Annotated in this window: 11 protein-coding genes and 1 tRNA gene; 2 read left to right on the top strand and 10 right to left on the bottom strand. The window is 63.2% G+C overall.

The window, feature by feature from the left end:
- Positions 1 to 71: 71 nt before the first annotated feature.
- The gene (locus BJY26_RS10870) at positions 72 to 1,523 is read right to left on the bottom strand and encodes an amino acid permease (protein ID WP_237249008.1); all 1,452 of its coding nucleotides are present in this window, start codon (positions 1,521 to 1,523) and stop codon (positions 72 to 74) included.
- 114 nt (positions 1,524 to 1,637) lie between these two features.
- Entirely contained in the window at positions 1,638 to 2,414 is a 777-nt protein-coding gene (locus tag BJY26_RS10865; RefSeq protein WP_179428174.1) for an MBL fold metallo-hydrolase, read from the bottom strand.
- Positions 2,415 to 2,859: 445 nt separating this feature from the next.
- On the opposite strand from BJY26_RS10865, the gene BJY26_RS10860 reads away from it, so the two are divergent.
- Positions 2,860 to 4,230, top strand: coding sequence for an ABC transporter substrate-binding protein (locus BJY26_RS10860; protein WP_179428172.1), 1,371 nt, complete (start codon positions 2,860 to 2,862; stop codon positions 4,228 to 4,230).
- 19 nt (positions 4,231 to 4,249) lie between these two features.
- On the opposite strand, the gene BJY26_RS10855 is transcribed toward BJY26_RS10860, so the two are convergent.
- The 5 genes from BJY26_RS10855 to BJY26_RS10835 form a co-directional block, all read right to left on the bottom strand.
- The gene (locus BJY26_RS10855; RefSeq protein ID WP_179428170.1) at positions 4,250 to 5,608 is read right to left on the bottom strand and encodes a type III PLP-dependent enzyme domain-containing protein; all 1,359 of its coding nucleotides are present in this window, start codon (positions 5,606 to 5,608) and stop codon (positions 4,250 to 4,252) included.
- A 71-nt stretch (positions 5,609 to 5,679) separates the two neighbouring features.
- Positions 5,680 to 5,753: transfer RNA gene (locus BJY26_RS10850), tRNA-Leu, on the bottom strand.
- Positions 5,754 to 5,851: 98 nt separating this feature from the next.
- The gene (locus BJY26_RS10845; RefSeq protein WP_179428168.1) at positions 5,852 to 7,240 is read right to left on the bottom strand and encodes an NAD(P)/FAD-dependent oxidoreductase; all 1,389 of its coding nucleotides are present in this window, start codon (positions 7,238 to 7,240) and stop codon (positions 5,852 to 5,854) included.
- 52 nt (positions 7,241 to 7,292) lie between these two features.
- On the bottom strand, positions 7,293 to 8,627 hold the full coding sequence (locus tag BJY26_RS10840; RefSeq protein WP_179428166.1) for a S8 family serine peptidase: 1,335 nt from the start codon (positions 8,625 to 8,627) through the stop codon (positions 7,293 to 7,295).
- Between the two features lie 2 nt (positions 8,628 to 8,629).
- Entirely contained in the window at positions 8,630 to 9,613 is a 984-nt protein-coding gene (locus BJY26_RS10835) for a Ppx/GppA phosphatase family protein (protein ID WP_179428164.1), read from the bottom strand.
- A 109-nt stretch (positions 9,614 to 9,722) separates the two neighbouring features.
- On the opposite strand from BJY26_RS10835, the gene BJY26_RS10830 reads away from it, so the two are divergent.
- Positions 9,723 to 11,171: a phytoene desaturase family protein gene (locus BJY26_RS10830; protein WP_179428162.1), complete on the top strand. Its 1,449-nt coding sequence runs from the start codon at positions 9,723 to 9,725 to the stop codon at positions 11,169 to 11,171.
- A gap of 45 nt (positions 11,172 to 11,216) precedes the next feature.
- Here BJY26_RS10830 and BJY26_RS10825 read toward each other — a convergent pair whose 3' ends face one another.
- The 3 genes from BJY26_RS10825 to eno all read right to left on the bottom strand — a co-directional run bounded on the left by BJY26_RS10825 (position 11,217) and on the right by eno (position 13,657).
- Positions 11,217 to 11,723 carry a DUF501 domain-containing protein gene (locus BJY26_RS10825; protein WP_179428161.1) on the bottom strand — a complete coding sequence of 169 codons (507 nt, stop codon included), beginning with the start codon at positions 11,721 to 11,723 and terminating at the stop codon, positions 11,217 to 11,219.
- A 27-nt stretch (positions 11,724 to 11,750) separates the two neighbouring features.
- Complete coding sequence (locus BJY26_RS10820; protein ID WP_179428159.1) at positions 11,751 to 12,284, bottom strand: FtsB family cell division protein; 534 nt, start codon at positions 12,282 to 12,284, stop codon at positions 11,751 to 11,753.
- Positions 12,285 to 12,379: 95 nt separating this feature from the next.
- Positions 12,380 to 13,657 (bottom strand): phosphopyruvate hydratase, encoded by a 1,278-nt coding sequence (gene eno / locus BJY26_RS10815; RefSeq protein ID WP_179428157.1) that lies wholly within the window; start codon positions 13,655 to 13,657, stop codon positions 12,380 to 12,382.
- Positions 13,658 to 13,673: the final 16 nt, after the last annotated feature.

The raw sequence follows: 13,673 nt of genomic DNA, 5'->3' as shown, positions 1-13,673 counted from the left end.
GAGAGAATTCTCCGTGCCAGTTATTTTCCGAAATTCGTCGATGGCTCGGCGCCCGGGCGGGCGTCCGGCGATCAAGCGGAGTGATTCGACCGGTCCGCTTCGAGAGTGTTTTCACCGCGCATGGCAGCGAGCTTCCGGCGCACCAACGGCCAAAAGAGCAGCAGGACGCCGGTGGCGACCAAACTGGTCCACACTTGAGTGCGTCCGACAGGAGTGGTCAGCATGATTACTACGACGACTGCCACGGCAGCGATCAGAAAAATGTTGAGCCAAGGGAAGAGCTTCACCTTGACCTTCAGTCCGGCAACTTCGTGCGCGGTCATCTTCTGGCGAAGCCTCATATGAGTGAGTGCGATGAACACGTACACGAACAAGGCGACAAGGCCGGCGGAATTCATGATGAAGTCAAAGATGCCCGAGTTCGGCGCAATGAAGTTGGCAATTGCCGCGATCACTCCGCCCGCAGTTGATGCGAACACGGCGACGACCGGCACGCCATTGCGTGCCTTGCGGCTGACGATCTTTGGCGCGAATCCTTTGTCGGCCAATGACGCGAACATCCTCGACGCGGAGTAAAGCCCCGAGTTGAGCACCGACACGACGGCCGAGAAGATGACGAGTTCCATGACGATCGAGGCGGCCGGAATTCCGAATTTCTCAAACATGAGAGTGAACGGCGCATTGGCCACCCCCGTCGCTGCCGGCAGCTTGTCCCACGGCACAACCATCGTGATGATCAAAATCGATCCGACGAAGAACAGCAGCACGCGCCAGATGACTGTGATTGTCGCAAGCCGGATCCCCGCCGGCGGATCTTCGGATTCGGCGGAGGCCATCACCGCGATTTCAGTGCCGAAATACGAAAAGATGACCAAAGCTACACCGGTCAGGATTGCACCGAAGCCTTGCGGGACGAAGCCGCCGTGCTGCCAGAGATTGTGAACCGAGAAGCTACTGTCCGGCCATAGTCCGAGGACGAAGAGCAAACCGGCGCCCAAAAAGACGACGATTGCGGCAATTTTGATGCTGGCCAGCCAGAATTCGGTTTCGCCGAACGAGCGAACGGAAATCAGGTTGGTCAGGACGAACACGCCGAGGAGCAATAACGACCAGGCCCACGGAGGCAAGCCATGGAACCAGCCGTTCAAGGTATGCCCGCCGATCACGGCCTCGTAGGCCAGAACACCCACCCAGAAATACCAGTAAAGCCAACCGACCAGATAGGCGGCCCAATCGCCGAGGCCGACTCGGGCGTATTCCATGAACGACCCGACGGCGGGCCGCACGGCCGCCATCTCGCCGAGCATGAGCATGGCCAGATAGACGAGCAGCCCACCCACAAGATAGGATACGACGGCGGTCGGACCGACTGAACGGATGATGTTGGCCGAGCCGACGAAAAGGCTCGATCCGATGATCCCGCCGAGGGTGATCATGGTGATATGCCGCGACCGCAGCTTTTTGGGGCCGTGCGGCGCCCGGCCGCCGTGGTTCGACTGCTGTTGCTCGGCGGGAACGTCCATCAAGCGGTCCTTTCCGTGCACTGACGTGCGTCGTGCGGCCGGGTCCGGGCATCATCGGAAAGACCCGAAGAATGATTGTCGACAATCGAACTGTGCCATGGTCGCATGTCCGAGTCAACGACCGCCGACACGTGCGTGCCATGCGCGCCGGACGCGATCGACGGCCTTTTTGGACCCGGAGTCGTCGGCAAGCCCGTGTCCGGGAAGCAGCAAGGCCGTGTCGTAATCGGCGATGACGTCCAGGCTGGCGAATGCCAGTTCGGTATCGTAATTGAACATGTCCGGTAGCAGCGAAGGCCCGGTGGTACCGGTGGTCGGGTGGGCAGTCATGAGCGCGTCCCCGGCAATAAGAACGTCCCGATCTTCGAGTAGAAAACTCGTGTGCCCGCGAGTATGCCCCGGGACTGAAACGGGGACGGGGTGCAGCGGCAAATCCAGCGGCCTGCCCGGAACCACCTCGGTGACTCTCGAGACACCGACCGGATCGGTGGCGCCGCTGCGCATTGCGTGAGTGAGCCACAGCGCAACTCGCGGCCGCCACGATTGTCGCAGAACTTCCGGCACTGCAACCTGGTCGACGACTTCGCGCGTGACGTTCGCCGCTTCGTCGCCGGTAGCGAAAACCGGAGTGCCGTAGCGCTTTTGGAATTTGTGGGCCAGCCCGATATGGTCCACGTGCCCGTGCGTGGCGGCAATGCCGACGACATCGGAAGGCTCGAAGCCAAGGTGTCGGAGCGACCCGAGAACGTACGCGTCGTCCCTGGGGTAGCCGCAATCGATCAGCGCGGGCCGGCCGGCCTCGACTAGGATCGTCCAGTTCGATGCGGGGCCGACAACGTGGAAGACGCCCGCGGCAACTTCATACGTGTTGGGGCCGGCATTCCACGCCATAGCGTTCCCTTCTCGTCGAGTCGACGACGGTCTCGGCGACACCGACCATGATAAGTCTTGAGAACGTCGGTGAGCCGTAGCCTGCGACGTACGAGGAGGAATAGCTGAAACGCGCATCATATTCGCTCCGATTGCTGCGCTCGATTCTCGACGGTCACATCAATCGATTCAGCTCCTCCACCAATCGCGGTTCCACAACCGTTGTTGTCGCGGGCACTCGTGATGCCACAGGAAAAGTGAAGATGAGTCGACCGAATTGGCCGCCTGAGGCGCGGCAATCTGTGATAAAGCTAATACGGATGATCCGGACGGATGACGACGCCGGAACCCTCGCGATAGAGAGCACGAGAGCTTGGCGCCTCGGATCGGCCACTGTGAAGCTCTGCAGCCTTACTCAGCCGTAGAACGTCGCAGTACAACGACTCCGGCTACGAAAGGCAATTTCATGAGTTCCCTTCTCTTGACTCGACATGAAGCGCAATCCTCCAGTATCCGCAGGCGCCAGCTTCTTGGCGGAGGTGCGCTCGGGCTCTCCGCGGCGGCGCTTGCCGCATGTTCCGGCCTGTCCACCAGCGCCAGCGGTTCGACCAAGTCGACCGGGTCCAAGGACTACTCGGGGGTCAAACCCGCCAAGAAGATCGAATTCTGGTCAAACCACCCTGCAGCGAATCAGGCGTATGAGCAGAAGGTTGTCGACAAGTGGAATTCACAGCAGAGCGACACCACGGTCAAGCTCGTGACAGCCGGCTCGGACTACGCATCGGTTGCGCAGAAATTCCAGACCGCACAAGTCGGCGGCGGACTGCCGGGCGTCGTGATCGTGAACACGTGGTTCAAGTACTACTTGAACGGGTCGATCATCCCTATCGATGCCCTCGTGAAATCCGAAAACATCGACAAGGACGACTACAACGACACACTGTGGGACGACTACTCGTACGACAACCAGCAATGGGGCGTGCCGTATGCCCGCTCGACACCGCTCTTTTACTACAACAAATCACATTGGAAGAAGGCCGGCCTTCCCGATCGCGCGCCAAAGACCTGGATGGAATTCGAAGAGTGGACCAAGAAGCTCAAATCGGCCGATCTGGGCACCAAGAAACAGTTCGTTTACGCAGGTGATTACATTGCGTGGACCTTCGAAAACAAGGTCTGGGGCTGGGGCGGTGCCTACAGCAAGAAGTTCGATCTCACTCTCGATACGGACGGCGCAGTCAAGGCGACCGACTGGGCCCGCAAGGGAGTATTCGAAGGCAAGTGGGCAAATGTCACGGCCTCGAGTTCGTCGACCGATCACTTGTCCGCCGAAGCCTGTTCGGCGACCGTCAGCTCAACCGGAGGGCTTATCGGTGTTGTCGAGGCGGCCAAGGGCAAGTTCGATGTAGGAGTCGGCTTCTTGCCGGGCGGCCCCGAAGCGACAGACAATGTCTGCCCTACGGGCGGCGCCGGCTTGGCAATCCCAAAGGACATCTCACCGGAGGAGCAGGTCGCCGCGGCACGATTCATCAAGTTCCTGACCTCGCCCGAAAACACCGTCGGCTTGGCCAAGGCCACCGGTTACATGCCGTTGCGCAAGTCGGCGAACACGAAGAAGCTGATTGCCTCCAACCCCTTGCTCGACACAGCGATCAAGCAACTGCCGCACACTCGCTCGCAGGACTGGGCGCTCGCGTTCATCCCGAGCGGCCTAAAAGTCCTGAACGACGGGTTGATCAAAGTGCTCAGCCAGAACACGGATCCGAAAGAGACGCTGGCCGATGCCAAGGATCAGCTGCAACATGCCTTTAAGAAGGATGTGAAACCCAACCTCTGACGCAATTGCTGCGAGTGCGTCAATTCGACGATGCCATGGCACCGCCGACGCGGACCGAGCATGGATCGATTTGCGGGGCTTCTTGAGGCCCTGCTTCGGCGACGACGTCCTCCGTCGTCTGGAGCTTTCGCAGCTGGAAGTACTCCAACTCGCTGCCGTTTTGTCGATAGCCGAGCACGGGTATTCGGGGCAACATGTTGTACGAGTAGTGACTGGTGAAGCAGTACGCCCCGGTATCGGGGATGAGAACCGTGTCACCGGTGTCCAGTCGCGGCAAGAGCGTCGCTTGTGCGACAAGGTCCCCGGAAAAGCAGGCCGGCCCGGCTACGTCGTGCAATTCTTCCGGCGTGGTCTTTCTCTCACCGTCCGCGGTCAGCGCAATCACCCTGAGCGGCCAGTCATTCGGCATATACGCCGTCCGGGTCACGACCTGGACGCCGGCATGGGTTGTAGCGATGCGCCGTCCCCCTGTTTTCTTGACGTATTCCACGCGGCTGAGGATCGATCCCGATTTTGCGGCAAGGGATCGTCCGAACTCGGTGACGAGCTCATAGTCGAATAGTTCGGGAACCAACTCTTCAAGGATCAGGCGATACTCCCGGTAGCTCGGGGCCACTTCGTCAGAATAATAGTTGACGGGCAGCCCGCCGCCGATGTCGATTCGCTTGACCCGTCGCGTGCCGTAAAGCTGGACGCTTCGGTCGTTGATCTCGTTGGCAAGTTCAACAATCACGCGCACGGCTGTCGCGGATTGTTCCAGGGACATGCCCTGAGATCCGGAGTGAACATGTATTTGATTCATCCAGCTGCGTTCAAGATATGTGGAAATGATCTCCTCTCGGGTTCCCTCGTCGGCGAGGCCAACTCCGAACTTCGAAATCTTTGTCGCCGTGCTCATCGCCGTAATGCTGCCCGGCGCTAACTGAGGATTGATGCGCAAGCCCATGCCGTTTTCGGGGAGCGCGTCAGCTTGAGCGAGGATCTCGTCAAAACGAGCGACTTCGGTGAAGTTGTCGAAATTGATACCCACACCGAGCTTCAGAGCCGATCGAAGATCACCGACTGTTTTAGCCGGAGAATCAAAAACTATGTTTTCAGGACTGAACCCCGTTGCGAGAGCCAGCTCGAGCTCCCCGGGACTGGCTACCTCGCAGCCCATTCCGCGTGTTGCGCACTGAGCGAGCACGGCTCCGAGCGGTATTGCTTTCGCGGCAATCGTGTGCAGCACGGGTTGATCGTTGCGAAAGGCATTGCGCAACTCCTCGGCACGCTCATCGATAAGGTCCAAATCGATCAGTCCCACGACGGGCGATTCGTCGCTAAGGGTTGCCGCCACCCCTGCGACGGCTCGGTCACGACGCTTCGCGTACGTGTGCATGGTGCTTCTTCCCACTAGACGTCGCAACAACCGTGCTGCCGTTGTCGTACCTGGTCACGGTCTTGCCTCGGTGCCCCAAGTGGGACTCGAACCCACACTGAACAGATTTTAAGTCTGCTGCCTCTGCCGATTGGGCTATTGGGGCGTGCAATGGAACAGTGTCAAGTCTAGCCAGACACAGCCGCGGCGGCTCGGAGCGGGTGAAATCCCGATCCGAGCCGCCGTGTCAAAGCCGGAGGTTACTTACGACTTGGCCGGCTCCTTTTTGGTGTCCTTCTTCGGGGCCGGCTTCGAGTGAGCTGCCTCAACGAATGCTCCGCGCGGGTCGCCGAGGTCGACAACCTGGCTGGCATCGCGGCCAAACAGCGCCCCGACGAACCAGTTGCCGAACAAACGCACCTTACGCTCGAGGGTCGGCATTGCGTAGCCGTGGTAACCGCGGTGCATGATCCACGCCAGCAAGCCGCGCGCCTCGAAGTCTCCGATCTGCGCGACGCCCTTGCCGACGCCGAGTCCGGCAACGGATCCGATCGTCTTGTGCGAGTACTGCTTGAAGTCGTCGCCGCCGCGCAGCGCCGACAAAACGTTCTGGACCAGGACCGGCGCCTGGCGGATGGCGTGCTGGGCGTTCGGCACGCAATAGCCGCCAACTCCGCCGCCGGTCAGATCCGGCACGGCTGCCACGTCGCCGGCGCCCCAGGCACCTTCGACGACATTGCCGTTGTCGTCTTCGACCTGGAGATCGGCGCGAACCTGCAACCGGCCGCGCTCGTCGATCGGCAGATCGGAGTCGACAAGCACCGGGTTGGCCTTGACGCCGGCATTCCACACCACTGTGTCGGCGTCGAATTCCTCACCGGTCGACAGCACGATGTGCTTGTTCTCGCAGCTCTTGAGGAATGTCTCCAGGTACACGTCCACACCGCGTTCGCGTAGCGATTCGACAACCCAACGCGCCTGCGCCTCGCCGACCTCCGGCATGACGCGACCGAGCGCTTCAACCAGAACGAAGCGGATGTCGGCGTCCGTCAACGTGTCATAGTGTCGGACGGCGTCGCTTGCCATATCCTGCAGCTCGGCAAGCGATTCGATGCCGGCGAATCCGCCGCCGACAAAGACGAACGTGAGCGCCTTGCGCCGTTCCGCGTCGTCCTCGATCAGCGCGGCCTCGTCCAGCCGGGTGAGCACTCGATCGCGCAGCGCGACTGCCTCTTCGATCTGCTTGAACCCGATGCCTTCTTCGGCCAGCCCCGGAATCGGCAGGGTGCGCGGCACGCTTCCGGCCGCGATGATGATGTGGTCGTAGTCGAGTTCAAAGGGCTCACCGATGCCCGGCTCGACAACTACCGACTTCTCGGCGTGCGTGATCTTGGTGACCTTGCCGCTGACGATTTCGCATTTGCGCAGGTGACGGCGTAGCGGAACCAGGGCGTGGCGCGGTTCGATCGAGCCGCCGGCCACCTCCGGAAGGAACGGCAGGTACGTCATATACGGGTGCGGGTCGACGACCGTGATAGTTGCTTCGCCGTGCGCGACCGACTTCTGCAGCCGCTGCGCAGTCGCAAAGCCGAGATAGCCACCGCCGACGATGAGGATACGGGGACGAAGTTTGCTGTTTCGAATCAATGCCATGGTCTCATCGTAGTCTTGCTTGTGAATTCTTTCACGAGGAGGCCCGGTTGTCTCATTTTGTGAGACGTCGGCCTCGAATCGCCAATGCCAGACCTCCGGCCAAGACAACCACGATGGCCGCCCCGACCAGGATCAGGAATACCGGACCGGCCTGGCTTTGCGCGCTTCCGGGGCGAGGAACGTCGACAGAATCGCCCTTCACGGTGGTGGGCGCACTTTCCGACCCGTTAGGCGCCGGCGACGCCGTCCCGTCCGTTTGCGCATCCGACTCGCCCGCCTTCAGCGGCGACTTCGGAGCGTCTTCGGCGCGCCGGTGCATGGTGATCCACTGCGACAAGGATCCGTCCGGGTTCGACCGCACCGACGGCACTTTCGACGTCACGGCGGCGCCGACATCGATCCGGCCGTGGCCGACCAACGGATCCGGGCTGCCCGTTGTCGTCACGCCGTGATGACCTTTCACCGGCTTGGCGGTGGCGTACAGCCGGTTGATCACGTTCGCCGCGGACATGTGCGGATGCGCGGCGCGGATCAAAGCAGCTGCACCGGCGACGACGGGCGTGGCGAACGAGCTGCCTTCGGCGTCGGCATACCCTCCGCGATACCAGCTCACCGGCAGGTCTTCCCCCGGGCCGGCCAGGTCCACCGCAATACCCGGCGCGCTCTCCGCCTTGCTCACGGTGCCGTTTTTCCGCAGGCCCGTTACGCCTATCACTCCCGGAATCGTCGACGGCGACCACGCTTCGGTCGCTCCCTGCGACCGATTTCCCACGCACGCCACCACCACGACGTCGTGCTGTGCGGCATATTCGAAGGCCTTGTCCCAGCCGACCGGCCAAGCCGGATCGTTCCATCCGAGCGACAGATTGATCACCGAGGCGCCGTTGTCCACGGCCCAGCGCACCGCTTTGGCGACCTCGACTCGCTGCCCGGTGACGCCGTCCGGCATATTTGATCCCAGCCAGACCGATGCCGAAAGCAGCTTCGCCCGCGGGGCCACGCCTATGATGCCCGACTTCCCGCCGTGCCCGTGCCCGTGTCCGGCCAGCACGCTCGCCACCGCGGTCCCGTGGAACAACGATTCCGGCGACCCGATGGGGGTCGTGCCGTCCTTGCCCAGACCCGAGAAATCGGCGGCTTTAATGACCGATTTCTTCAAGTCCGGCTGTGTGCCGTCCACGCCCGAATCGATGACTGCGACAGTGACGCCGCGCCCTTTGGTCACTTTCCACGCCTGCCGGACGTTGTACTGGCCCAGCCACCATTCCTTGTCGCGAATGGAGTCCGCGGCCGCCGGCACGCCGATCGAGGCCGCCGCCAACGCCACCGCGGCCAGCGCGGCGGAAAGCCGCGTGACGTGTCGGCGGGGGCTGGCGGACGTGCGCATGGTTAGGCGAGCTTCCACGCGATGCCGTCGAGGATGTCTTCCTCGCTGGCGAAGACCGAGGTGATTCCGGACGCCGCGGCCACCCGTTCGACGACGAGCCGCCACACGAGCGCGCCGGCGCCGATCACGTCGACTCGGCCCGGGTGCATAAACGGCAGTGCCGCACGTTCCTCGCGCGTCATCGCCGTCAGGTCGTCACACGCGTCGAACAAGCGCTGGAGCGGAAGTTCGGTGCCGTGAATCGCGTCCCTGTCGTACTTCGACAGCCCGAGGGCGTGCGCCGTCACTGTCGTCACGGTGCCGGCCACCCCGATCAGGGCGCCCACGGCGTCAAGCGGGACGACGTCCGAAGCCACATCGAGTGAAGCGTTGACGTCCGTGCGCGCTGCGCTGATCTCGGCGGCCGTCGGCGGATCGGAGTGCAAATGGCGCTCGGTGATCCGGACGCACCCGATGTTCATGCTGAACGCGGCTTTGACTCCCCCGTCGGCATCGCCGAGTACGAGCTCGGTCGACCCGCCGCCCAGGTCCACGACCAACTGCGGCGACGCGACGGACCGTACGCGCGTCGACGCGTCGTGCTGTGCACCCTCTCTCGTCAAACCGTCCGAGGCAAGGCTCTTCGTGGCACCGACGAACGACAGATCGGCCTCCTCGTCGCCAGTGACGACTTCGGGGTCGACGCCGAGCCTGGCGCGAATTCCCGCCATGAACTCATCACGGTTGCCGGCGTCCCGGCTGGCCGACGTCGCCACGAACCGGATCCGTTCGACACCCAATTCCCGACAGAGCGCCGCGTACCGATCCACCACCGCAAACGTGCGTTGCAGCGCTTCGGGCGCAAATCCGCCCGTGGCGTCCACGCCCTGGCCCAACCGCACGACCTCCATGCGGCGGTCGATTTCACGCGCCCCGTCGTCATCGATATCGGCGACCAGCAAACGCAGTGAATTCGTTCCGCAATCGAAGGCAGCTACTCGAGTCATGCTTCATACTTTGCCGTGCCGGGTGACGGCCTGGCAATTGAGGGCGCCGCGTGGGCGCGAGTAAGCACGGTTCCACGGGCGACCGCCACGGTCATGACAGACTGGCTACGTGCAATTCGACGCAATAGTTGTCGGCTCGGGGCCGAATGGTTTAGCCGCCGCCGTGACCCTGGCCCGTGCCGGTTTGTCGGTGCAGCTCATCGAGGGCAGCCGGACGCTCGGCGGTGCCGCGCGCTCGTCCGAGATGACGCTGCCGGGCTTTTTGCACGATGAGTGCTCGGCGATACATCCTCAAGTGCTGTCCTCGCCGTTCTTCAAGGCGTTCGACATCCGCCGGCGCGTGCCGTTCGTCGTGCCAGACATGTCGTACGCGCACCCGCTCGACGACGGCCCGGCGGGGTTGGCGTTCCGCGACGTCAACCGGACGGCGGAATCGCTCGGCCGTGACGGCCCCGCGTGGCGGAAGCTGTTCGCCCCGTTGGTTCCGCATATCGACGGCGTCATCGATTTCGCGTTTTCCCAACTCATGCGGCTCCCGCGGGACCCTGCGTCGGCACTGCGGTTCGGCCTGCGCGTACTCGAACAAGGTAGTCCGGCGTGGAATGCACGTTTCAGCGGCCCGGTCGCCCCCGCGCTGCTGGCCGGGGTCAACGCCCATTCGGTCGGCCGCATGCCTTCTCTCAGCACTGCCGGCGCCGGGATGGTACTCGCCTTGCAGGCCCACGCTGCCGGCTGGCCGGTTCCGGTCGGTGGTTCGCAAGCCATCATGGATGCGCTGGTCGACGACTTCGTGGCCCACGGCGGTGAAATCGTCACCGGACACATGGTGAAATCACTGCAAGAGTTGCCCCCGGCCCGGGCCGTCCTGCTCGACGTCAGCGCGCGCTCTCTGGCCCGGATCGGCGCCGACCACTTTCCTTCGAACTATCTGCGGGCCTTGGAAAGCTTGAAATACGGCGGCGCCGTGTCCAAGGTTGATTACGCCTTGTCCGGCCCCGTGCCGTGGGCGGACGAGAACGTCGGCAGGACGCCGACAGTGCATTTAGGCGGCAGCCGGGCCGACATCGCCCGCAGCGAAGCACAAGTTGCCTCCGGCGTCCATCCGGACAATCCGTTCGTGCTCGTTGCACAGCCCAGCTTGTTCGACTCGAGCCGCGCTCCGGCCGGCCAACACACCTTGTGGGCGTATTCGCACGTGCCGAACGGTTCCGACGTCGATGTGTCGGGAGCTATCGAGGGCCAGATCGAACGATTCGCTCCCGGGTTCAAGGACCTGATCATCGGCAAGGCCTACCGCTCGGCCAAGGAGCTCGGCGACTACAACCCCAATTGCGTCGGCGGCGATTTCTCGGCAGGTGCCGTAACCCTTCCGCAGCTCATTCGGCGTCCGGTGCTCGGCCCGACGCCGTGGGCCACGCCGCTGCCGAACGTGTTCCTGGCGAGTTCCTCGACTCCCCCCGGCCCGTCGGTGCATGGTCTTGCCGGCTTCTATGCTGCGCGGCTTGCCCTACGACGACGGTTCAACGCCGGCGTACCGGACTTGTCGCCGCACGGATGACCCTCCTCCGCTGCCCTCCACCACTCGGCGAAAGGGCGGGGGAGGTCAGGCGCAGCAACAGCGCGCCGGTGACCAATTGATCCGTTCGAGCGTCTCGTCTCCCAACGGGTTAACGTCCGGCCCGGCCGCCAGCGCATGCGCCGCAAGCACGTGCAGGCATTTCACCCGGGTGGGCATCCCGCCGGCCGAGATCCCGTCGATTTCCGGGACCGCACCGGTTCCGGCCCGGCGTCCGACCTCGTCGCGGTCACGCAGGTATGCTTCGTGCGCCCGCACATATCCTGCGGCAAGCTCAGGGTCTTCGGCCAATCGTGCCGTCATGTCGGCCATCACGCCATCCGCCTCAAGCCGGGAGACCGCGGCCGTCACTGCCGGATGCGTGAGGTAATACACGGTCGGGAAGGGCGTGCCGTCGTCGAGTCTCGGTGCCGTTGCCACGACAAGTGGCTTATCGCAGCGGCACCGGGCGGCAATCCCGACGACGCCGCGCGGCAACCGCCCGAGTTGGTCGGCGACGTCGTGCAGATCGGCAGTGGTCGCGGTATCGATCATGTCATTCCTCGCCGACCCGAGCCGGCATCATGGAGAAACGGTCATGGGGCGTTGGGTGCCGGCGCGTTGCACCGAGTCCCACAGCCCCGAATACCATTCCTGGCTATTGGTGGGCGACACCACTTTACCGTTGTCGACGCCGTGCTGCTTCACGGTCGGGGCCTTGTCCTTGTTGATCACGATGAAGCTCTTCTCACCGGGCATCGTATAGAGGAGCCGCTTGCGGGCCAGCTGTCGCACGTAGTTCGGATCGTTCATTTGTGCGCGCTCGTGCTTGAGCTTCGACACGTCGTGCTTAGTGTCGGAAATGCTCGATTTGAGTTCGGAGATCTGCTGCTGCTGCCGGATGAATGTGCGCACTGTCGGGGCAAACAACAACACGAGCAGAAGCAGGACGCCGGCCATGGCCAGCATTCTGCCGGAAAGTCGACGTGCCGGCCTGGTGGGGTCGCCGGGAGGATCGGCGACGTCCCGATCGCGTGCGGCCTCGCGGGGGCGACGGCCTTCCGAGGGTGCCGAGCTCTGACGGCGACGGGTAGCCGGACGTCTCTTGGCCGTCACGATTCACCCCATTCTCTACTCTCTCCGACACGGGAAGGGCACGCCGTCGCAGAGAAACAGCGTGCCCTTCTAGTGTGCCGTGTGCGGAGCCGAAATCAGCCCAACCGCGAAAACGCGGCGCGTCCCGCATAGCGTGCGGCGTCACCCAGCTCTTCTTCGATCCGGAGCAGCTGGTTGTACTTGGCAACGCGCTCGGACCGTGCCGGAGCTCCCGACTTGATTTGGCCGGCCCCCGTGGCGACCGCCAGGTCGGCGATAGTCGTGTCCTCGGTCTCGCCGGAGCGGTGCGAGATGACGCAGGTGTACCCGGCCCGCTGAGCCATCGACACGGCATCCAGCGTCTCGGTCAGGGAACCGATTTGGTTGACCTTGACCAGCAGCGAGTTGGCGGCGCCTTCCTCGATGCCCCGAGCGATTCGCTCCGGGTTGGTGACGAACAGGTCGTCGCCGACCAGCTGCACTTTTCCGCCGATCTGCTTGTTCAGCGCCGACCAGCCCGACCAGTCGTCCTCGTCGAGCGGGTCCTCGATCGACACCAGCGGATAATCGCCGATCAGCGTCTCGTAGTACTGCGTCATATAGTCGGCCGTTTGAACGGCGCCTTCGAACTTGTACCCGCCGTCCGTGAAGAATTCGCTCGAGGCAACATCGAGGGCCAACCCGACATCCTCGCCCGGCTTCAGCCCGGCCTTGTCGATTGCGGTGAGGATCAAATCGAGTGCTTCGCGGTTGCTGCCGAGGTTCGGCGCAAAGCCACCCTCGTCGCCCAGCCCCGTGGCAAGCCCCTTCTCCTTCAGCACGGACTTCAACGCGTGATAGGTCTCGGCGCCCCAGCGCAGCCCTTCGGCGAACGTTGACGCGCCGTGCGGTACGACCATGAATTCCTGGATGTCAACGTTCGAGTCGGCATGCGACCCTCCGTTGAGGATGTTCATCATGGGCACCGGCAGCAAATGCGCGTTCGGTCCGCCCAGATATCGGAACAACGGCAGCTCGGACGAGTCGGCCGCGGCACGGGCGACGGCCAGCGAGACGCCGAGTATCGCGTTGGCGCCCACGTTGCCCTTGTTGTCCGAACCGTCGACGTCGAGCATGGCCTGATCGACGTCGCGCTGCGCGTGCGCTTCCAAGCCGAGGACGGCCGGCGCCAGCTTGTCGAGCACATTGTCGATGGCCTGCTGAACGCCCTTGCCACCGTAGCGGCCGGCGTCGCCGTCGCGAAGTTCGACCGCTTCGAACTGCCCCGTCGACGCACCGGACGGTACATCGGCCCTGGCCATCACGCCGTCAGTCAGCAGAACTTCAACCTCGATGGTCGGGTTGCCACGGGAATCCAGGATCTCCCTGGCCCCCACTGCTTCAATATTCGCCACGCGTTACTCCTCATCA

This window comes from Spelaeicoccus albus (assembly GCF_013409065.1).
GTDB lineage: Bacteria > Actinomycetota > Actinomycetes > Actinomycetales > Brevibacteriaceae > Spelaeicoccus > Spelaeicoccus albus.
The sequence above is the reverse complement of the archived record's forward strand: the minus strand, read 5'-3'. Positions and strand labels throughout refer to the sequence as shown.